The 19,748-nt window shown below is 63.8% G+C and carries 22 protein-coding genes; 5 read left to right on the top strand and 17 right to left on the bottom strand.

Annotated features, from left to right (window positions below; translation table 11 throughout):
• Positions 1-2: 2 nt before the first annotated feature.
• Genes QQ992_RS16185 through purU form a run of 5 tightly spaced genes read right to left on the bottom strand, consistent with a single transcriptional unit; the run spans position 3 to position 6,218 of the window.
• The gene (locus QQ992_RS16185) at positions 3-2,906 is read right to left on the bottom strand and encodes a 2Fe-2S iron-sulfur cluster-binding protein (protein WP_286110272.1); all 2,904 of its coding nucleotides are present in this window, start codon (positions 2,904-2,906) and stop codon (positions 3-5) included.
• On the bottom strand, positions 2,903-3,208 hold the full coding sequence (locus QQ992_RS16180; RefSeq protein ID WP_119370515.1) for a sarcosine oxidase subunit delta: 306 nt from the start codon (positions 3,206-3,208) through the stop codon (positions 2,903-2,905). Before QQ992_RS16180 ends, QQ992_RS16185 begins: the two co-directional genes overlap by 4 nt.
• A 12-nt stretch (positions 3,209-3,220) precedes the next feature.
• Entirely contained in the window at positions 3,221-4,462 is a 1,242-nt protein-coding gene (locus QQ992_RS16175) for an FAD-dependent oxidoreductase (protein ID WP_286110271.1), read from the bottom strand.
• Complete coding sequence (gene folD, locus QQ992_RS16170; protein WP_286110270.1) at positions 4,444-5,355, bottom strand: bifunctional methylenetetrahydrofolate dehydrogenase/methenyltetrahydrofolate cyclohydrolase FolD; 912 nt, start codon at positions 5,353-5,355, stop codon at positions 4,444-4,446. The genes QQ992_RS16175 and folD overlap by 19 nt, the downstream gene beginning before the upstream one ends.
• Positions 5,352-6,218: a formyltetrahydrofolate deformylase gene (purU, locus tag QQ992_RS16165; RefSeq protein ID WP_286110269.1), complete on the bottom strand. Its 867-nt coding sequence runs from the start codon at positions 6,216-6,218 to the stop codon at positions 5,352-5,354. Before purU ends, folD begins: the two co-directional genes overlap by 4 nt.
• Before the next feature lie 211 nt (positions 6,219-6,429).
• On the opposite strand from purU, the gene QQ992_RS16160 reads away from it, so the two are divergent.
• The 4 genes from QQ992_RS16160 (at position 6,430) to QQ992_RS16145 (ending at position 9,046) form a co-directional block, all read left to right on the top strand.
• Positions 6,430-6,831, top strand: coding sequence for a hypothetical protein (locus tag QQ992_RS16160; RefSeq protein WP_016711158.1), 402 nt, complete (start codon positions 6,430-6,432; stop codon positions 6,829-6,831).
• A 90-nt stretch (positions 6,832-6,921) separates the two neighbouring features.
• Positions 6,922-7,143 carry an MbtH family protein gene (locus QQ992_RS16155; RefSeq protein WP_016711157.1) on the top strand — a complete coding sequence of 74 codons (222 nt, stop codon included), beginning with the start codon at positions 6,922-6,924 and terminating at the stop codon, positions 7,141-7,143.
• Entirely contained in the window at positions 7,140-7,859 is a 720-nt protein-coding gene (locus QQ992_RS16150) for a thioesterase II family protein (protein WP_286110268.1), read from the top strand. Before QQ992_RS16155 ends, QQ992_RS16150 begins: the two co-directional genes overlap by 4 nt.
• Before the next feature lie 134 nt (positions 7,860-7,993).
• Positions 7,994-9,046 (top strand): DUF1615 domain-containing protein, encoded by a 1,053-nt coding sequence (locus QQ992_RS16145; protein WP_286110267.1) that lies wholly within the window; start codon positions 7,994-7,996, stop codon positions 9,044-9,046.
• A gap of 125 nt (positions 9,047-9,171) precedes the next feature.
• Here QQ992_RS16145 and QQ992_RS16140 read toward each other — a convergent pair whose 3' ends face one another.
• The 9 genes from QQ992_RS16140 to QQ992_RS16100 form a co-directional block, all read right to left on the bottom strand.
• Positions 9,172-10,035: a metal ABC transporter substrate-binding protein gene (locus tag QQ992_RS16140; RefSeq protein ID WP_286110266.1), complete on the bottom strand. Its 864-nt coding sequence runs from the start codon at positions 10,033-10,035 to the stop codon at positions 9,172-9,174.
• Positions 10,032-10,931, bottom strand: a complete 900-nt coding sequence (locus QQ992_RS16135) for a metal ABC transporter permease (RefSeq protein ID WP_016711153.1) — start codon at positions 10,929-10,931, stop codon at positions 10,032-10,034. The genes QQ992_RS16140 and QQ992_RS16135 overlap by 4 nt, the downstream gene beginning before the upstream one ends.
• Positions 10,928-11,677: a metal ABC transporter ATP-binding protein gene (locus QQ992_RS16130; protein ID WP_286110265.1), complete on the bottom strand. Its 750-nt coding sequence runs from the start codon at positions 11,675-11,677 to the stop codon at positions 10,928-10,930. The genes QQ992_RS16135 and QQ992_RS16130 overlap by 4 nt, the downstream gene beginning before the upstream one ends.
• Entirely contained in the window at positions 11,674-12,576 is a 903-nt protein-coding gene (locus tag QQ992_RS16125; protein WP_119370507.1) for a metal ABC transporter substrate-binding protein, read from the bottom strand. The genes QQ992_RS16130 and QQ992_RS16125 overlap by 4 nt, the downstream gene beginning before the upstream one ends.
• Positions 12,577-12,594: 18 nt before the next feature.
• Positions 12,595-13,164: a DUF6162 family protein gene (locus tag QQ992_RS16120; RefSeq protein ID WP_119370506.1), complete on the bottom strand. Its 570-nt coding sequence runs from the start codon at positions 13,162-13,164 to the stop codon at positions 12,595-12,597.
• Positions 13,161-13,481, bottom strand: a complete 321-nt coding sequence (locus QQ992_RS16115) for a hypothetical protein (RefSeq protein WP_016711149.1) — start codon at positions 13,479-13,481, stop codon at positions 13,161-13,163. Before QQ992_RS16115 ends, QQ992_RS16120 begins: the two co-directional genes overlap by 4 nt.
• Positions 13,478-14,017 carry a hypothetical protein gene (locus QQ992_RS16110; protein WP_016711148.1) on the bottom strand — a complete coding sequence of 180 codons (540 nt, stop codon included), beginning with the start codon at positions 14,015-14,017 and terminating at the stop codon, positions 13,478-13,480. The genes QQ992_RS16115 and QQ992_RS16110 overlap by 4 nt, the downstream gene beginning before the upstream one ends.
• A complete protein-coding gene (locus QQ992_RS16105; RefSeq protein ID WP_105948328.1) occupies positions 14,014-15,207 on the bottom strand; it encodes a PepSY-associated TM helix domain-containing protein in 1,194 nt (397 codons plus the stop codon). The genes QQ992_RS16110 and QQ992_RS16105 overlap by 4 nt, the downstream gene beginning before the upstream one ends.
• Before the next feature lie 177 nt (positions 15,208-15,384).
• Positions 15,385-16,719 carry a lysine N(6)-hydroxylase/L-ornithine N(5)-oxygenase family protein gene (locus QQ992_RS16100; protein ID WP_286110264.1) on the bottom strand — a complete coding sequence of 445 codons (1,335 nt, stop codon included), beginning with the start codon at positions 16,717-16,719 and terminating at the stop codon, positions 15,385-15,387.
• Positions 16,720-16,920: 201 nt separating this feature from the next.
• Between QQ992_RS16100 and QQ992_RS16095 the strand changes: the two genes are divergently transcribed.
• A complete protein-coding gene (locus QQ992_RS16095; RefSeq protein ID WP_286110263.1) occupies positions 16,921-17,355 on the top strand; it encodes a hypothetical protein in 435 nt (144 codons plus the stop codon).
• 42 nt (positions 17,356-17,397) lie between these two features.
• Here the strand turns inward: QQ992_RS16095 and pbpG are convergent, their stop codons facing one another.
• The 3 genes from pbpG to QQ992_RS16080 form a co-directional block, all read right to left on the bottom strand.
• Positions 17,398-18,324: a D-alanyl-D-alanine endopeptidase gene (pbpG, locus tag QQ992_RS16090; RefSeq protein ID WP_025752676.1), complete on the bottom strand. Its 927-nt coding sequence runs from the start codon at positions 18,322-18,324 to the stop codon at positions 17,398-17,400.
• A 215-nt stretch (positions 18,325-18,539) separates the two neighbouring features.
• Positions 18,540-18,776 (bottom strand): Arm DNA-binding domain-containing protein, encoded by a 237-nt coding sequence (locus tag QQ992_RS16085; RefSeq protein WP_105948396.1) that lies wholly within the window; start codon positions 18,774-18,776, stop codon positions 18,540-18,542.
• Between the two features lie 158 nt (positions 18,777-18,934).
• The gene (locus QQ992_RS16080; RefSeq protein WP_286110262.1) at positions 18,935-19,609 is read right to left on the bottom strand and encodes a polysaccharide lyase family 7 protein; all 675 of its coding nucleotides are present in this window, start codon (positions 19,607-19,609) and stop codon (positions 18,935-18,937) included.
• Between the last annotated feature and the right edge of the window lie 139 nt (positions 19,610-19,748).

The following is a 19,748-nucleotide window of genomic DNA, read 5'->3' as shown; positions in this document are numbered from 1 at the left end:
GTTCAGAGCTCCTGGCGCAGGTTGTCGGGGTCGTGGAACGGCAGTTGCACCACCTTGGCCTGCACCATCGCGCCGCCCTCCACGCGGATCGGGATGTGCATGCCGGGGGTGGCCTGGTGGGCGCCGGCATAGGCCAGGCCGATGATCTGCCCCAGGGTTTGCGAGTATTCGCAGGAGGTGACGTTGCCGCTGATGTCCGGCCCGTCCAGCACCAGGTGCCCCTCCAGCGGCTGTGGGCTGCCTTTGGGCAGGGTGAAGCCGACCAGCTTGCGCTTGAGCGGCTGTGCTTCGAGGATTTCGATAGAGCGCTTGCCGACGAAGAATGGCTTCTTGCGGCCAATGGCCCACTGCATGTCGATCTCTGCGGGGTGGGTCATGCCGTCGGTGTCCTGGCTGATGATCACATGGCCTTTTTCCAGGCGCAGCAGGCGTTGGGTCTCGACGCCGAACGGGCGAATGCCCAGGCCCGCGCCGGCCTGCATCAGGGCGTCCCACAGGCGCTCGGCATGGCGCGCCGGCACATGCACTTCATAGCCCAGCTCACCGACGAAACCGACCCGCAGGATGCGCGCCGGGATGCCGGCCACCTTGCCCTGCCGTACGCCCAGGTACGGGAAGGCCTCGGCCGACAGCGCGACATCGTCACACACCTTGGCCAGCACCTGGCGCGACAGCGGCCCGGCCAGGTTGACGGCAGCCAGGGCGGCGGTGACGTTGGTGATGTCCACGTCCAGGCGCCACTGCGCATTCCACTTCAGCATCTGTTGGTAGATGCGGTCGACGCCGCTGGTGGTGGCGGTGACATAGAAGTGCTGCTCGCCCAGGCGCGCACAAACGCCATCGTCGATCACCACACCGTGTTCGTTGGTCATCAGCGCGTAGCGGGTGCGACCGATGGGCAGCTTGGCAAAGCCGAAGGTGTACAGGCGCTCCAGCAGCTCGGCGGCGTCCGGGCCACGTACGTCCAGGCCACCCAGGGTGGACACGTCGATCAGGCCGACCTTCTCGCGCACATGGCGGGCTTCTTCCTGCATGCAGCGCTCGCGGTCTTCGGGTTTGCCGTAATAGGCCGGGCGCTGCCAGATACCGGCAGGCATCATTTTCGCCCCGGCTTGCAGGTGACGGCGGTGCATGGGCGTTTGCCGATAGGGGTCGAAGGCGCGGCCGGCGACGTGTGCCAGTTTTTCTGCCTGGAACGGTGGTCGGGCGGTAGTCACTCCGGTCTCGCTGATGCTGCGGCCGGTGGCCTGGGCCACCAGGCGCGCCGTGGGCAGCGCCGAGTGGCGGCCCTGGGAAGGGCCCATGCCGACCGTGGAAAAACGCTTGACCAGTTGCACGTCACGGTAGCCGCTGCGGGTAGCGTTGACGATGTCGCGCACTTGCAGGTCTTCGTCGAAGTCGACGAAATCCTTGCCTTTGGGGTGGGGGAAAATCGGCCAAGGGAAATTGACCTTGGCTTCGGCGGTGAACACCGACTGCGCCGGTGCTTGCAGGCCCAATGCAGTTGCCGCGTCGGCGGCCCCGCGCGTGGCATCGGCCAGCACGTTGGCCAGCGCGTGACGGCCGTTTACCGAGCCTGCGATATCCAGCCCGGCCGGCAAATGGCTGATGGCGAATTCGTCGCGGTTGACGTCATAGGCCAGCTTGCCACCGGCCTGGCACAGCAACTGGTACACCGGCATGTAGCCCGCCGACATGCACAGCAGGTCGCACGCCAGGCGCAGCCCGTGCGGGCCGACCTTGCCCTGGCCAGTGATCGGGCGAATGTCCACGCCACTGACGTGGCGCATGCCCGCTTCATGCAGGGCTTCATACACGGTGCTGCCCAGGTGCACGGGGATATCGCGGCGCTTCAGCTCGGCAGCCAGTGCGGCATCGGCCGGCGCGGCGCGCATGTCGACCACGGCGGCTACGGCCACGCCTTGCTCCTGCAGATCGAGGGCGGCGAGGTAGCCGTCATCGTGGCCGGTGAGGATGACCGCGCGCTGGCCCGGCTTGACCGCGTACAGCTTCATCAGCCGCTGGGCAGCACTGGTCAGCATCACGCCCGGCAGGTCGTTGTTGCGAAACACCACCGGCTGGTCGAACGAGCCGGCGGCCACCAGGCAACGGGTGGCGCGCACCTTGTACAGCCGCTTGTGCTGGATTACCGGCAGGTAGTTGTCGGTGAACCAGCCGTTGCAGGTGGCCTCCAGCAACACCTGGATGTTCGGGTGGCCCTCGACGGCGGCCAGCAGTTCCTGGCGCAGGCTGGCGGCGCGGGTGCCGGCGATGTCGAAGCGGGCGTAGGTGAGCGAGCCGCCCAGCACCGGTTGTTGTTCGATCAGCAGCACTTTGGCCCCGGCATTGGCTGCGTCCAGGGCCGCACGCAGGCCAGCAGGGCCGGCGCCGATAACGGCCACGTCAACGAACAGGTAGGCCTTGTCGTAATACTGCGGCTTGAAGCCAAGGTCGAGTACACCCAGGCCGGCTTTCTTGCGGATCAGCGGCTCCCACACTTTCCACATACCCTTGGGCTTGTAGAACGAGCGGTAGTAGAAGCCCACCGGCATGAAGCGCGAGAACTTGCCCAGGTAGGCGTCGCGGTCATGCTGCAGGCTGCCGTTGAAGTTCTGCCCTTCGACCACCTGCCCGTCGCGGGCAGCCTCCAGGTCGGCCAGCACGTTGGGTTCGTCGGGCAACTGCACCAGGGTGTTGGCATCCTGCCCGGCCATGCTCAGCGGGCCGCGTGGGCGATGGTATTTGAACGAGCGCGACAGCAGCCAGCGGCCATTGCCGAGCAGGGCGCTGGCAATGGTGTCACCGGCAAAGCCCTCGCAGGCCTGGCCGTCGAACTGGAAGCGCACGGGCCGCTCGCGGTCGATCAGCAGGCCCATGGGTGCGGGGAGGCGAGTGTGGCTGTTCATCCGGCAATCTCCGGGGTGGCGGCGGGGGTGAAGTCGACGCGGCGGTCGAACAGTGCTTTCGGGTCGAAGGTGCGCAGTATCTGGTCGCTAACCGTGTGACGCTCGGCCAGGAACCAGTAGCTGGAAGCGTTGTGCAGCCACCACTCGGTCACCACCCCGGCCAGGTTGTCGCTGTTGAACACATAGTCGGCCCACTCGGCATCGCTGCAACTGGCCGGGTCGGGCATGTGCTTGAACTCGCCGCCGTAGGTGAACTCGCTGATGTTGCGCGGGCCGTTCAAGGGGCAGGTCAGGATCTTCATCGTCGTGTGCTCCTAGTGGCTGGCCGCCGTGGCGCCCATTTCGTTCACTTGCTGGAAGCGGCTGAAGCGCTCCAGGGCGAAGGGCGCGATCATTTCGGGTACTGTGCCGCCGCTGGCGACCAGCTCGGCCATGGTCTTGCCGCAGATGGGCGTGGCCTTGAAACCCCAGGTGCCCCAACCGGCGTCCAGGTAGTAGTTGTCGACCGGCGACAGGCCCATGATCGGGCTGTAGTCCGGGGTCATGTCGGTCATCCCGGCCCACTGGCGCATCAGCTTGGCGTTGGCCATGAACGGGAACATCTCGATGGCGTGGGCCAGCAGGCTTTCCTTGAGGTCGAGGGTGGAGCGGGTGTTGTACAGCGGATAAGGGTCGGAGCCGCCGCCAAAGACGATTTCGCCCCGGCTGGTCTGCTGTACATAACAATGCAGCGCCGACGAACTGACCAGCGGGTCGAGAAACGGTTTGAACGGCTGGGTGACCATGGCTTGCAACGGGTAGGTGTGGATCGGCGCACGGATGCCGGCCTTGGCCATCAGCACCGAACTGGCACCGGCCACGGCCTGGACCACGCAGCCGCACTGCACGGTGCCACGGTTGGTCTTCACCGCTTCGATGCGGCCATTGCGAATCAGCAGGTCCTGCACCTCGGTCAGTTGATGGATTTCCACGCCCCGCTTGGCCGCCTGCTTGGCATAGCCCCAGGCCACCGCGTCGTGGCGTGCAGTGGCGCCGTCGATGTGCCACAGGCCAGCCAGCACCGGGAGGTGACCGGGGTCGAGGTTGAGGCTGGGCACCAGTTCACGAATCTGTTGGCGGTCGATCATTTCGGTACGGCCACCGAAGTGCTTGTTGACCTCGGCGCGCTGGCGGAAGGCGCGCACGGTAGCGTCGGTGTGCGCTAGGGTGAGCTGGCCGCGCTCGGAATACATGATGTTGAAGTCGAACTCGTTCGACAGGTTCTGGAACATGCGCACCGATTCTGCATAAAAGCGCACGCCCTCGCTGGTGAGGTAGTTGGAGCGGATTACCGCCGTGTTGCGTGCGGTATTGCCGCCGCCCAGGTAGGCCTTTTCCAGCACGGCGACATTGGTGATGCCGTGATACCTGGCCAGGTAGTAGGCGATGGCCAGGCCGTGGCCGCCGCCGCCGATGATCACCACGTCATAGCGCGGTTTGAGTTCGCACGGTGGCGGCAGGTCGACCTCCACCGGGTAGTCGGCGCTCAGGCCGTATTTCAGCAGGGCGAAAGGCATGCGGTGCGCTCCTGGTGGGCGGCCTGTTGCTGCAGGTCGAGGGCGAGCAGGGTGTTTTTCATCAGATAGGCGATGGTCATCGGGCCGACGCCGCCGGGCACCGGGGTAATGCCGGCCACCTGGGGCAGGGCGGCTGCGAAGTCGACATCGCCGACCAGGCGGCTGTGGCCGCCTTCATCGATGCGGTTGATGCCGACGTCGATCACCACCGCGCCGGGTTTCAACCAGTCGGCACCGATCAGGCGCGGTTTGCCTACGGCTGCCACCAGAATGTCGGCCTGGCGGCACAGCGCCGGCAGGTCGTGGCTGCGCGAATGCACCACCGTCACTGTGCAGTCGGCCTGCAGCAGCAGGGCAGCCATGGGTTTGCCGACGATGTTCGAGCGGCCCACCACCACCGCGTGCTTGCCGCGCAGTTCGCCACAGGCGTCACGCAACAGTCGCATGCAGCCGCTGGGTGTACATGGGGTGAGCACATCGCGGCCTTGGGCCAGGCCGCCGACGTTTTCGCTGTGGAAGCCGTCCACGTCCTTCAGCGGGTTAATGGCCTGCAGTACGCGGTGCGTGTCGATGTGCGCGGGCAGCGGCAGTTGCACGAGGATGCCGTTCACCTCGGTATCGCGGTTCAGGCGGTCGATCAGGGTCAGTAGTTCGCCCTGGGTGGTGTCGGCGGGCAGGCGATGCTCCAGCGAGCGGATGCCCACTTCGTCGGCGCGCAGCACTTTATTGCGCACGTACACCTGGCTGGCGGCATCGGCGCCCACCAGCACCACGGCCAAGCCCGGTTGCACGCCGCCCTGACGCAGCTCCTGCACCTGCTCGCGCACCTCGGCCAGTACACGCGCGGCGGTGGCCTTGCCGTCGATCAGCTTGACGCTGGGGATGGTGTTCATTTGAAAATCACCGTGCGGTCGTGGTTAAGGAACACCCGGTGCTCAAGGTGGTACTTCACAGCGCGGGACAGGGCAATGGTTTCGGTGTCGCGGCCGATGGCCACCAGGTCGTCCGGGGTGTAGGCGTGGTCCACACGCTGCACTTCCTGCTCGATGATCGGGCCTTCGTCCAGGTCGCTGGTCACGTAGTGGGCGGTGGCGCCGATCAGCTTGACCCCGCGCTGGTAGGCCTGGTGGTAGGGCTTGGCGCCTTTGAAACCGGGCAGGAACGAGTGATGGATGTTGATCGCCCGGCCCGACAGCTGGCGGCAAAGGTCGTCGGAGAGGATCTGCATGTAGCGCGCCAGCACCACCAGTTCGGTGCCGGTGTCTTCGACGATGCGCAACAGTGCGGCTTCCTGTTCGGCCTTGGTTTCCTTGGTGACGGGCAGGTAGACGAAGCGGATGCCCTGGCGCTCGGCCATGGGGCGCAGGTCCAGGTGGTTGGACACCACGGCGGTGATCTGCATGTCGAGCTCGCCCTTGGCATGCCGGTACAGCAGGTCGGACAGGCAGTGGTCGAACTTGCTCACCATCAGCAGCACGCGCATCGGCCGGGCGCTGCTGTGCAGGCTCCACTGCATGTCGAAGCGTTGGGCCACGTCGGCAAAGCCCGCCTCCAGTTGCGGTGTGTCGCCCGTGGTGCCGGTGTTGTAGCGGAACACTGCGCGCATGAAAAAGCGCCCATTGTCCTCGTCGTCGAACTGCGCCATCTCGCTGATGTAGCAACCGTGCTCGGCCAGGTAAGTGGTCACCGCGGCGACGATGCCGGACACGGCCGGGCAACTGACGCGCAGGATGAAGTGATCGGGAGCGGGGTGCATGTCGGATAGGCCTCGTGAGGGAGTGGGGCAGGTCGGGCACAAGGGCAAAAGAGGCTTCGCGATAAGGCGAAGGGGTGTTTCTTGGTAGGAATATAAATTTCCTTTTGGCGATTTATAGGCGAAGTGAGGGGTGGCGGTCTAGAGGTTTGTGAAATTTTTTATCCTGGCAGGAAAGTTTTTTGAGGGCGCTTTGTAGGTCTATGCTTGCACCATGACCACACCACCCCCCTTGCGCCAACCATGCCCCCCTGGTGCCTGCGACTGCGGCCGCGAACATCTGGGCGAGCATCCGCAGGCCGCACAGCGCATCCTGCTACTGACCCGTCAGGAAGAGAAACGCCTGCTCGAACGCCTGGAAAACCTCAAGGACCTGGAGGACCTGCAGCGCCTGCAGCAACGGATGTACGACAATCTCGGCATCCGCGTGCACATCGCCCCCGGGTTCAACGAAGTGCGCACCATGCGCGGCATTGTCATCGAGCTGGATGACCAGCCAGGATTGTGCCGCAGGACCCGGCAATCGATCCCGGCGGCAATCCGGCGCGGGCTGGAGCGTAATCCGCAGGTGGCGTTCCGGTTGCTCGATGCGCACGACCTGTTGCGTGATGCCTGAAACGTTAATTTTTCGGCGGCCGGTTACGTCTACTTGAAAGCCCCCCTGCGCCACGCGCATAGCGGCATTCATCATTCAAGGAGACAGGCAATGACTTCCGTTTTCGACCGCGACGATATCCAGTTCCAGGTAGTGGTCAACCACGAAGAGCAATACTCGATCTGGCCCGACTACAAGGCCATCCCCAACGGCTGGCGTGCCGTGGGCAAGAGCGGCCTGAAGAAGGAATGCCTGGCCTACATCGATGAGGTCTGGACCGACATGCGCCCACTGAGCCTGCGCCAGAAAATGGCCGAAGCCGCCGCCCAGTGATCGCACTGAACCTGCTGTGCCTGCCGTATTCCGGGGCCAGCGCCATGGTTTACAGCCGCTGGCGGCGCAAGCTGCCGGCGTGGCTGCAGGTGCGCCCGGTAGAGCTGCCCGGGCGTGGCGCACGCATGGCCGAGCCGTTGCACACCGACATGCAGGCGCTGGCCCGGCAACTGGCCGCCGAGCAACGCCTGGCGGCCAATGGGCCCTATGCGTTGCTCGGCCATAGCCTGGGGGCGTTGCTGGCCTTCGAGCTGGCCCATGAACTGCAGGCGCTGGGCTGCCCGTCGCCACTGGCATTGTTTGCCTGCGGTACCGCAGCGCCGACCCGGCGCGAGGATTACGATGGCAAGGACTGGCGCGAGCCCAAAAGCGACGCCGAGCTGATCAGCGAGTTGCGCGAGCTTCAGGGCACGCCTGAAGAAGTGCTGGCCAACGCCGAGCTGATGAGCCTGACCTTGCCGACCTTGCGCGCGGATTTTCTGCTCTGTGGCACTTACGCCTACCGTCAGCGGCCGGCCCTGCAGTGCCCGCTGCACGTACTGGGCGGCGTGGACGACCGGGCCAGCGAAGAGCAGTTGCAGGCCTGGCGCAAGGAAACCCTGGGTGACTTCTCGCTGCAGATGTTCCCGGGTGGCCACTTCTTCATCCATGAGCACGAAGACCCCGTGCTCGACGCGTTGACCGCATCACTGCAGCCGCTTCGGCTGTCCGCCTGATTGACGTTGCCGCTTGCCTGGGGGAGGCTAGGCCTTTTTCCAGGCAAGGGGCAGACAATGCTGATCAATCTACACAAGGCCGTACTGCTGGTCGGTGAACAGCCCTGAACGGCCGGTTACTGGCCGTCGGGTTGATGGCCCTGGCGCTGCTGCAAGGCTGCGTCGGGCACCGTGCGGAAACGCCCGAGGCGGACCCGGCCAAGGTCCGTGCGCAACTGTTGCGGCTATTGCCAGCCCAGACCAAAGACCGCGAGGGCTGGGCCAGGGACATTCAGGTGGCGTTCGAAACCCAGCGCATTACCCCAAGCAAAAGCAACCTGTGCGCGGTGCTGGCCGTGACTGAACAGGAATCCACTTTCAGCGCCGACCCGCAGGTACCCAACCTGGGGCGTATCGCCCGCGAGGAAATCGACCGCCGTGCGGCACGTCTGCATATCCCCAGGCTGTTGGTTGACGGTGCGCTGAAGACGCCTTCGGGCAACGGCCAAAGCTATCAGCAGCGCTTGCAGGCGGTGCGCAGCGAGAAGCAGTTGAGCGCGTTGTACGACGAAGTGATAGCCCGCGTGCCACTGGGCAAGACCTTGCTGGACGGGCTCAACCCGGTGCACACCGGCGGGCCGATGCAAGTCAGCATCGACTTTGCCGAAAAGCATGCGCAGGGATACCCCTACAGCCACGATGGCAGCATTCGCCAGGAGGTATTCAGCCGGCGCGGCGGCATGTACTTCGGTATTGCCCACCTGTTGGGCTACCCGGTCAACTACGAGCGCCAGCTTTACCGCTTTGCCGACTTCAACGCCGGTTGGTACGCCAGCCGCAACGCGGCCTTCCAGGCGGCACTGAGCAAGGCGACTGGCGTGACGCTGGCCTTGGATGGCGACCTTATTGCGCCGGGGGCGATCATGCCAGGGAGCACTGAACTGGCTGCGCGCAAGCTGGGAGTGAAGCTGGGGCTGCGTAACCCGCAGATTCGCAGCCAGCTGGAGGAGGGCGACAGTTTGGCGTTCGAGGACAGCAAGCTGTACAGCGGGGTGTTTGCCTTGGCAGATGCCAAGGCTGGCAAGCCGGTGCCACGGGCGGTGTTGCCGGGGATCGAGCTGAAGAGCCCGAAGATCACTCGCAAGCTGACTACGGCGTGGTTTGCCGGGCGGGTTGATGAGCGCTACCAGCGGTGCATGAAGCGCTAGCTGGGTATTGGCTGTACCGGCCTCTTCGCGGCTAAAGCCGCTCCCACAGGAATTTCACCGGGCCATAACGCGGCGCGGTCTCTGTGGGGGCGGCTTTAGCCGCGAAGAGGCCAGCACAGGCGGCATCAGCTCTCGCCCAGTGCCCCAACCACCCGGTCGACACTGGCCTTCAACCCGGCAAACGCATCCTCAGGGTCACTCTCCACCACCACCAGTTTCGCCCCGGCCGCCTTGATCACCTCGACCACCGCCGCGTCCGGTTGCCGATGGTCCAGCACCAGTGCCACATCCTGCGCTTTCAGGTTCTCCCCCAGCGCCTTGAGCGCGGCAGCGTCCCATTCGGTTGGCAGCGGCTGCTCCACCACATCCAGGTTCAAGCCGCTGGCCAGGTAACCCAACCGCTCGGACAAGCTCACCACCGTCAGGTTATCGACCTTGGCCAGGCGTGTCTGGCTGCTGGCCGAAAGCTCCAGCAACTGACGCTTGAGCCCTGCCAGGTTGCCCTGGATCTTCGCCTTGTCGTCCGGTGCCAGCCGCTCCAGATCATTGGCCACTACATCGGCCATACGCCCGAGGTTGGTCGGGTTGAGCCACGGATAGGCGCCATAGGCATCGTCACCCGTGACCGCAATGCCGGGCAGCGCGCCATCCACCGGCCGTGCGGCATCGATTTCGACGATGCGGATGTTGCTGCGCCGGGCCATCGGGTACAGCGGGTCGTCACGCCAAATCGAGCGTACACCGATCACCGCATCGGCCTGCTGTGCGGCTTTTTCCAGGCTGGGGCCACCGCGCGAGCTGAAATACGACGGCTGGCGGCTGGCCGGCAGGTTGGCCGGTGCCGCACGTTTGAGTTGCACCGCCGTGCCGTCAAGCAGGGCGCTGGCCAGGCTATGGGTGATGGGCAGGGTGGTCAGCACTTGTGTGGCAAAAGACAGCGATGGCAGGCCGGCCAAGGCCAGCGCCAGCGTCAGGCGTTTCAGGTTCATGCCGGGTTTCCTTGCAGGCGTGGTACGAGGGCGCGGGCCAGGGCGGCCAGGGCAAAGCAGATGCCGGCGACCAGGATGATCGCGGCGCCCGACGGCACGGGCAGGTCGAAGACGATCGGCAGCAGGATGCCGAGCAGGGTGCTCAAGGTGGCGATCAGTACCGAGACGAAGAAGAACCCCTTGAGCGACTGGCTGACCAGGCGTGCAGCTGCTGCGGGGATGACCAGCAGTGCACCGACCAGGATGGCGCCGATCACCTTCACGGCGGCCACGGTTACCAGGGTTACCAGCACCACGAACAGGTAGTCCAGGGTTTTCACCGCCACCCCGCGTACGGCTGCCAGTTGCGGGTTGAAACTGGCCAGCATGATGCGGTTGTACAGCGGCACGGCCAGGGCCAGCACCAGTACCGCGACGATACCCAGCACCACCAGGTCCTGGCCGCTGACGGTCAGCACCGAGCCGAACAGCACGTTCTCGAGGATGTGCACGTTGATCTTGCCGGCCAGCATCAGCAGCAGGCTGGCGCCCAGTGCTAGCGACACCGACAGGAACACGCCGATCAGTGTGTCCGGCGACAGCCCGGTGCGGTTACGCAGGAAGTTGAGCAAGATGCCGAACAGCAGGCAGTAGCCGAACAGGCTGCCATAAGGGCCGGTGTAGGGCTCACCGAGCAGGATGCCGATGGCTACGCCGGTCAGTGCGGCATGGCCCACGGCCTCGGAGAAGAACGCAAAGCGCTTGACCACCACCAGGGTGCCCAGGCCGCCCAGTACCGGGCCAATCATCAGGCCTGCCAGCAAGGCATTGACCACGAAGCCGTAGGCCAGTGCCTCAGGCAAGTAACCAGCCGTGGCCCAGTCCTGGACCAGTTGGCGAAATGCTTCAAAACTCATGAGGCAAGGCTCTCGCTACGCGGGTGAACAGAGAACAGGCCAAGCAGGCGCTCTGGTGTGAGGGCCTGGGCCGGTGGGGCATCGAACAGCACCTGGCGGCTCAGGCCAGTGACCCGGTCGGCCAGACGCAGCACGGCCTCCAGGTCGTGTTCGATCCACAGCACCGTGGTGCCGGCCTGGCGCCAGCCCTGCAGTAACTGCTCGAACACCTGGATACCGGCTTCATCGAGGGCCGACATGGGCTCGTCCAGTACCAGCAACTGCGGCTCGGGGATCAGGCCCTGGGCCAACAGCACGCGCTGGCGTTCGCCGCCAGACAATGCGCCCATGCGCCGTTTGCGCTTGTCGAGCATGCCGACCCGCGCCAAGGCCGCATCGATGGCCGGCTGCACACGGCGCGACAAGCCGAGAAAAGCCGGGCGCCGCTGGCACATGGCAGCCATGAAGTCATCTACGGTCATTGGCAATCCACGGTCGAACTCCAGCGCTTGTGGCACATAACCGATCACCTCGCGCTCACCCGGCCAATGCAGGGTCAGTTGGCCCTGGTGTGGCATTTGCCCGAGCAGGGTCTTGATCAGCGAACTCTTGCCACCGCCGTTGGGGCCGACGATGGCATGCACGCTGCCAGCCGCAACGCCAAAGCTGACGTGTTCGAGGATGCGTGTGCGGCCCAGCGTCAGGTCGATGTCGGCGAACTCGATGCGTGGCCCACTGGCTGTCACCAGGTTGGCGGCGGCGGTCATGCGCGGTTCTCCTGAATGGCCCGCACCACGGTGTCGAGGTTGCGCTTCATCTCCACTTCGTATTTCTCTTTGGTGTATTCACCGTAGGAAATGTGCGTCAGCGGGTACAGGCGTACGCCGGATTCACGCTGGATGGTTTCGACATAGGCGGACGGGAAGTCCATTTCCGAGAAGATCACCTTCACATCCAGGGCTTTGAGCTGGTCGATGGTCTTTTTCAGCTGGGCCGGGCTGGGCTCGATGCCGTGGGCCGGTTCGACCACGGCGGTCACCTCCAGGCCGAAGTCGCGCACCAGGTAGTCGTAGGCGGCATGGATGGTGGCAACCCGGAAGGTGGCGCTGGGTGCTTCGGTTACCTTGGCCAGCGCCTCGGCACGCAGGGCGCGCAGGCGCTTGGCGTAGGCACGGGCGTTTTGCGTGTACAACTTGGCGTTGTCCGGGTCGAGCTTGCCCAGTTCGCGGGCGATGTTGTTGACCTGGGCGATGGTGGTGCTGATCGACAGGAAGGTGTGCGGGTTGACCACCTTGCCGGCGCCGCGCGCTGCAATGCCCGTGGCCGCCAGCAACGGTACGTTCTGGTTGGCCTCGATGGTCGCGATGTCGGGTTTTTCGCTGGCGGCGATCATGCGGTCGGCGAAGTCGTCATGGCCGACGCCGTTGAGCACCACCACGTCCAGCGTGCCGATACGCTTGATGTCCTCGGCCCGTGGCTCGTAGGCATGCGGGTTGAAGCCCGCCGGAATCAGCGGCACCACTTCGGCCTTGTCGCCGACGATGTTGGTCACATAGCTGTAGTAGGGGTGCAGGGTGATGCCAATACGCAGCGGCTTGCCGTTATCGGCCAGGGCCAGTGCCGGCAGGGCAAAGGCCAGGAGCAGGGCGAGGGCGGAGCGGAACATGGGCGGGAGTCCTTGGGTTCAGTGACGGTGTTCGCGGGTAACCCCGGCGTCGTAGTGGCTGACCACCTGTTGCCAACCTGCAGCGATCAAGGCCGCCTGGCCGAGATCGTCCGGGATGACGGCAGCGCTGTCGCGGCGCAACCAGACATCGGCCTGGCCGGTGCTGTCCGCCGGCAGGATCAGCAGCAGGCTGCCGGCGACTTCGGGGGCCTGACTGCGGCCCAGGTAGGCGCCGGACTCCAGCCACGACCACTGATGACTGCCACGGCTCTGGCTGCCAGCATCCACCACGAATGGCGGCAGGCCTTCTTCGGCCAGTGCCTGCACGCTCGGCACGGCGGCGTTTTCTTCACGCAGCAGCTGGATCTCGTCGAAGGCCACCCGCAGGTCGGTGTACAGGCCTTGCTCGGCAGCGGTGAGGTCGCGGCGGGCGTCAATCTGGTGGCTGGCGATGGCCTGTTCGTCTTCGCGCTCGCCACGCAACAGCACCACACTGGCGGCGAGCACCACGATCAGCAGGCTGGCCAGCAGCACGTACAGGGTTTCGTGCCCGGCGCCGGCCGGGCGAATCACTTGAGCGCGGCTCATGGCTGTGCGATATCGGCGTAGTCGACTTCCACCACGTGCCCGGGGCCGGCATCGAACAGCACGTAGAATTCGCCTTCCGGGCGCTTGAAGGTGAGCGTGGAGTCGTCGCCCAGCTTGCCGCCGACCAGTACTTGCTCGTCATAGCCGATCACGTCCAGGGTCACCCCGGCGGCACCGCTGCCGTCCGAGAAACCACCGGTGCATTTGACCTGGCCGCTGGCCAGTTCTTCGCATTCGCACATCGGGTTGTGCGCCAGGGCAGGGCCAGCGGCCAGTACCAGCAAGGGCAGGGCGAGGGTGCGCATCAGGTGTTTCATTTCTTGCCTCCTTGTTTCTCGAGCCAGGCCACGGTGGCAGGCGATGCCTTGGCCAGGGGGACGGATGCCTGGTGCATGCTGCCGTCCCAACCTTCCAGGGTGATCCAGATTTGCGCGTCGGGTTTGGTACGCGGTGGGATGGGCAGGTTGGTGCCCATGCGGTAGGGGGCGCCAAAGAAGATGGTGCCGGCAGCGCGCAGGCTGCGCGGTTTGCCGATGCGCAGGTAAACAGCCTTGACGTCTTTCATGCAGGCTTTGCACAGGGACGCGCTGAAGGACTTGAAGTGGCCTGCGGGGCCGTCTTCGCGTGGTGCTTCGTCACGCAATTCAGCCAAGTCCAGCGTGTAAGGGCCGGCCTGGATGCCGCTGACCACGTTCGCCCCCAGGCCTGCGTCGCCACGAAACAGCTTGGCGTCGCTGAAATACTTGGGCATGAAGCCCAGCGGGACGAGGATCAGCAGGATGTTCAGATGAAAGCGCCACTTCAGCCACCACTGCTTCAGCGGGCTGGCGGGCACGGCCTGGGCGTGGCTCATGGTTGGGTCTCCAGTGTGGTCTGGCTGCGTGCGGCACGGGGAGCGCGGTCGCTGCGCTTGAGGGCGGCTGCGGTGGCCTGGGCGGTACGCTTGGTCCAGATCAGCAAGCCGCTGAGCACCATCAAGGTGAGTATCAGGCCGAAGAAGAACCAGATCAGCTTGATGGGCAAACCGCCAAAGTCACCGGTGTGCAAGGGGCGCATGGACTCGGTGACGAACTCCAGCGTGGAGCGGTCGCTGAGCAGGAACTGGCTGTCGACGTTGCTTGTGTATGGGTTGACCGCTGCGCTCTGGAACATCAGTGGATACCACCCGCGCCCGCCCATGGAAACGTGGCTGTAGGCGGTCGCCGGCAACGAAATGAAGGTAATGTCCAGGCCTGGGATCGCCAGGCCGGCGATACGTGCCGCCTCATCGAGGTCAATGCGCGGGGCAGGGGTGCCATCCGGCGTTTGCGGCACATCTTCACGGGCGATCACCGGCACGATAGGCCGGCTGGAAATGGTGATGTGGTTGTCCGAAAGCAGCGCCTGGATCAGGAACCAGGTGCCGGTGATGGAAATGACCGCGATGAACCAGATCGACCACACCCCCGCCAGGCGATGCAGGTCGCCCCAGAAAATACGTGAGCCATGCCCGGTGCGCACCGGTTTGAAGAAGCCTTTCCAGAACTTCTTGTACACCACCAGCCCGGTGACCAGAGAGGCCAGCATGGGCAGGCCGAGAAGCGAAACCAGGTACCAGCCCCAGCTGAAGCCGTTGGTGAACGGCACCAGCCACCAGCCGTGCAGGGCACGGGTAAAGGCTTCGAAGTTGAAGTCAGGGGACTTGCCCTGGATGACGCCGGTGTAGGGGTTGACGTACAGCGTCGGGCTGGTGCCGTCGGGGTACGTGACATCGGCCAGCAGGGCAAAGTGCGAGCCGTCGGGCTGCCTGAGCGACTCCACGAACATGTCTGGCTCGGCTTTGCGCATGGCGTCCAGTACCTGTTGGAAGCTCAGGCGCTCGGCATCACCGTCGGGCTTGCTCGCGCGTACATCCGGGTTGGCCAGCCAGACGATTTCCTGGCTGACCACGGCGAGCATGCCGGTGAAGCACACGATCAGCACAAAGAACCAGATCGGCAAGGCGAGCCAGCTGTGGACCAGGAACCACAGCCTGGATTTGGATTTTTTCGGTGATTTGGCCATCAGACGGTCTTCTGCAATGGGTGGTCGAGCGTGTGCCCAACCAAAGAGGGCTGTACTGATAAGGACGAATGAGAATTGAAAACCTGCCGATTTAAATGCAAGCAAATGTTTCAGAAAGCTCAAGGCCGACCTGCGCGCGAGGCGACAGGCCGGCCTTGAGGGTGCATAACACAGGGGTCAGGCGCGGGTCAGGGCCGCAGCGGGTTGCGCTTTGCCATGCAATTGCGCCAGGTCCTGATACAGGGCGCGGCCAATTTCTGCAGCACGGGCCGGCAGTACCGAGAGCAGGGTGTCACTCAGGCCGTGGCTGTTTTCGCAGAAGCCTTGCAAGTACACCGAGGCCTGCAGGTCGGGGCTGGCCAGCACGCGGTAGTTGCGGTCGACGCTGAAGTCGTCCAGGTAACCGGCCAATGGCGCCAGCAGGTCACGGTGCGAGCGGCGCTCGTAGCCGGTGGCAAGGATCACGGCGTCGTAGCGGTGGGTTTGCTGCTGGCCGGTAGCGAGGTCGCGCAGGGTCAGCTCCAGGCCTTCGCGCGTGGCCACCACGGCCTCCACCTGGCGCCGGCACAGCACGTTGTGGCGGTGCTGGTGGGCGACTTTCTGCCGGTAGAGGATGCCGTAGATGCGTTCGATCAGGTTGAGGTCGACCACTGAATAGTTGGTGTTGTGGTACTCGCCCAGCAACTTGCTGCGCTGGTCGGCGGGTTCGTTGTAGACCAGGTCGGTGTAGTCCGGCGAGAAAATCTCGTTGACGAACGGGCTGTCGTCGGCCGGCTTGAGGGCCGAACCGCGCAGGACCATGTCGACCTTGACGGTCGGGTAGCTGTCGTTCAAGTCGATAAACGCCTCGGCGGCGCTCTGGCCCGAGCCGATCACGGCGATGCGCATCGGTTTGCCGTCGGCGCACGGCAGCTTGTTCAGGCTGCTCAGGTATTGGGAGTGGTGGAACACCCGTGGGTCATCCTTGAAGGCGCCAAACTTTTCCGGAATTTTCGGCGTGCCGCCGCTGCCGACCACCACCGAGCGGGTGCGGCGGCTGTATTCGCGGCCCTGTGCATCACGTGCGATCACCCGCAGGTTGTTTACCCGGCCATCCTGCAGTTCCGGTTCGATACGCAGCACTTCCTGGCCATACACGGCCTGGGTGGCGAAGTGTTCGGCGGCCCAGCGCAGGTAGTCGTTGTACTCCAGGCGGCAGGGGTAGAAGGTGCCGAGGTTGATGAAGTCGGCCAGGCGCTGCTTCTGGTGCAGGTAGTTGACGAAACTGTAGGGGCTGGTGGGGTTGCGCAGCGACACCAGGTCCTTGAGGAACGAGATCTGCAGCTCACTCTGGGTGGCCAGGGTTTCGCCGTGCCAGCGGTAGTCCTGTTGCTTGTCGATGAACTGCGCATCGAGGGCATGGCCCTGGGACTCGGCGAGTTCTTCCAGGGCGATGGCCAGGGCCAGGTTGGAAGGGCCGAAGCCCACGCCGATCAGGTCCTTGATAGTTTCCGGGTTTGCAGACTGGCTCATGGCTGCGGTTCCATAATGGTCGAATGTGGACGCCGCCGGGAGGGGCCGGCGCTAGCGTTTGTACATTGGGTGGAACGAGCCAAACGATGGGGAATTTACTGGCGCGCGGCCGACCCACTGCTACACGGGCTAAAGACCTGCGCTCTGCGGCCGATAGGCAGAACCATGCAAGGACCCATTCTGCAACGCAGGGAGACAGACATGACAGGTATTGCAGCAGTCAGCATCAGCACCACGGCCCAGGCGTTGAGCACGGCTCAGACGGCCGACAGCCAGGACGCGCAAAAGGCTGAAGAGGGTGGAACAGTCGCTCAGGCTGACGCCTCCAGGACGAACAGTGGCGGCCAGGCCCAAGGTGCCCAGGGCAGCAGCGAAAGCTCGGAGCCTGCGCACATCAAGCAATTGCGCGAGATGATCAAGAAGCTGCAAAAGCAATTGGCCGACGAACAGAAACAACTGGCCCAGCTGATGGCGCAGAAGATGGAAGAAACAGCCAAGATGGCCGCTGTGAGTGCCAAGCAGGCGAGCATCGCGACCATCAATGGGGAAATCCTGCAGGCAACCGCGCAGTTGCTCGAAGCGCTGCAGACGTCAGGTGGCAGCAGTGCAGGGGGGATGGTCAATACGCAGGCCTGATGCGACTGGGGCCCGCAAAGGCCCCAGCGAGACCGTTTGGGTTTACTCGGAAACCAGGCGCCCCTTGTTCTGCCGGTCCGCCTTGTACTGCATGGCCACTGCTGGCGCTGGCTTGGCGGCACCGGTTTCCAGCCACTGACGCATGCGGCTGGCATCGGCGAAGTGGGTGTACTTGCCGAACGCATCCAGAATGACCATGGCCACCGGGCGGTTGTCCATGCGGGTCAGCAGCACCAGGCAGTGCCCGGCTTCGTTGGTGAAGCCGGTCTTGGTCAGCTTGATGTCCCAGTTGCTCTTGTTCACCAGGTGGTCGGTGTTACGGAAGCCCAGTGTGTAGTTGGGCTTGCGGAAGGCCACGGTTTTTTCGCGCGTGGTCGACAGCTCGCTCAGCATCGGGTACTTGCGCGAGGCCATCAGCAGCTTGGCCAGGTCACGGGCGGTGGACACGTTCTGCGTCGACAGGCCAGTCGGCTCGACATACCGGGTATGTGCCATGCCCAGGCTGCGGGCCTTGGCATTCATCGCCTTGATGAACGCCGGGTAGCCACCTGGGTAGGCGTTGGCCAGGGAGTTGGCGGCACGGTTTTCCGACGACATCAGGGTAATCAGCAGGGTTTCGCGGCGGTCAAGCTGGCTGCCCAGGCGCACGCGCGAATACACGCCTTTCATTTCCGGGTTGTTGGCAATGGTCATGGTGAGCATCTCATCCATGGGCAGTTTGGCATCCAGCACCACCATCGCTGTCATCAGCTTGGTCACCGAGGCAATCGGCACCACGCGGTCGGCATGGCTGGCGTACAGCTCCTGGTTGGTGTTCAGGTCGATCAGCAAGGCGCTGCCTGAAGCCAGGTGCAGCTTGGACGGGTCGCGTTGAACCTGGGCCGGGGGTTGTGCAGCAGCGGTCGACGGAAGGGTCGCGGTTCCTGTGAGCAACAGCAGCAGGCTGAGGATAGACAGGGATGTTTTCACGTTGAGGCTCACTAAAAGTTGGTATGTCGTTGGCTGTGCAAGGGTTTTCCCCCTAAACCGCTGCATTGTGGAGTATGGCCCAAACGCTGTCGAATGCCTTATGACTAAAGGGCGCAAGGTGAAGGAAATTTAATCCTGTAATGGGGCAGTGGCTGATTTCAGGCGCACGGCCGCGCTGGCCGCTCGACGCGGCCATGATCAGGTCGGATAGCGAATCAGTCTGTACGCAGGATGGGAAACAGCTCTTTTGGGTTGCGTGATTCGGCGTTCATCAACGTGCACGCTGCCGCCGCTTCGGACTTGTTGATATAGCCCCGTTTGAGCCGCTGTTTTTCCTGGTTGTCGTAGATATCGAAGCCGCCCGAAGTGGTAGCGGCATAGAACCGGTTACCGATGCGGAAAGAATCACCTTCCACTGGCACGGCAGGGACAATAACGAATCTTGATTGCATGTTTCGCGCCTCCCCAGGCAGACAGTTAATTATTAGTCTGGGAGCGGGAAGTCAACAATATGACTCATCGAGACTAATCACTGGCGTGGCGTGTCACGGCGATCCCGGCGCAACCCGTGATGGGCAGGGCACCGGGATGCCTTTCGGGCTTGCATTGTTCAGCGGTGGATCAGTGACAGTTCGCTGATGATGCAGATAGAGCCGTCATCGGCTGGTGTAGCATCGGTATAGTCAACCTGGTTGTAGATGCCGCCGTGAAACTCGAACAAGCATGGTGCCCAGGTACTGTCGAGTTGCAAATTGCCTGACGAGCCGGAAACACCGTTGTATTTGGCCGTTACGTTGACCACGCCGGCAGACGTGGTGTGGATGCTGACGATGAACCTGCCCCCCAGCGGCACCCCTTTCAGCACTGTCGAGTTCACCGGGTCGGTCTGGTTGTAGGTGCGCCGAAACCCCAGCGTGATGTTGCCCTTGTTCCAGAACACCTTCACCGGCGGGCTATCGTCCCCACGTACGTGCATCTGGGCGATGACCACCTTCTGTGCAGCGTTGACCTTGGTCAGCGTCATGGTTTGGTAGTTCCAGTGATCCTGGGCGCTGGCCAGTGTCCAATCTTCAGTTTCCGTCCACTCGCAGCGGGTCCTGTGGGTGCTTTTGCTCGAGGCGCCTTTGGTGGGGGCTGAGAACTGGATCGAACCATCGTTTAGCACCTTCACGATGCTCGGGTAGCTGGCAATTGCTTCGGCACCGTTGAGTTCGAGTGCAACGGGGTTGGTCGAGGATACGGCTACCGGCGTAGCGATGATGAGGTTGCTGATGTCTACGGTCATGAAAACTCCTGACGCAAAGATAGGATTGGCTGGGGGCTCTGGCGGCCACGTTTGCGGCTGCGGGATAAAAATTAGCGGCAGGCTAAATAGCAGTCAATAGCTAAAAGCTAAATAAATTTCGCTTTGCGCAAAATTACCC

Source organism: Pseudomonas kurunegalensis (assembly GCF_030291635.1).
GTDB lineage: Bacteria > Pseudomonadota > Gammaproteobacteria > Pseudomonadales > Pseudomonadaceae > Aquipseudomonas > Aquipseudomonas monteilii.
Note: the sequence above shows the minus strand (reverse complement) of the source record. Positions and strands in the feature narration are given on the sequence as shown.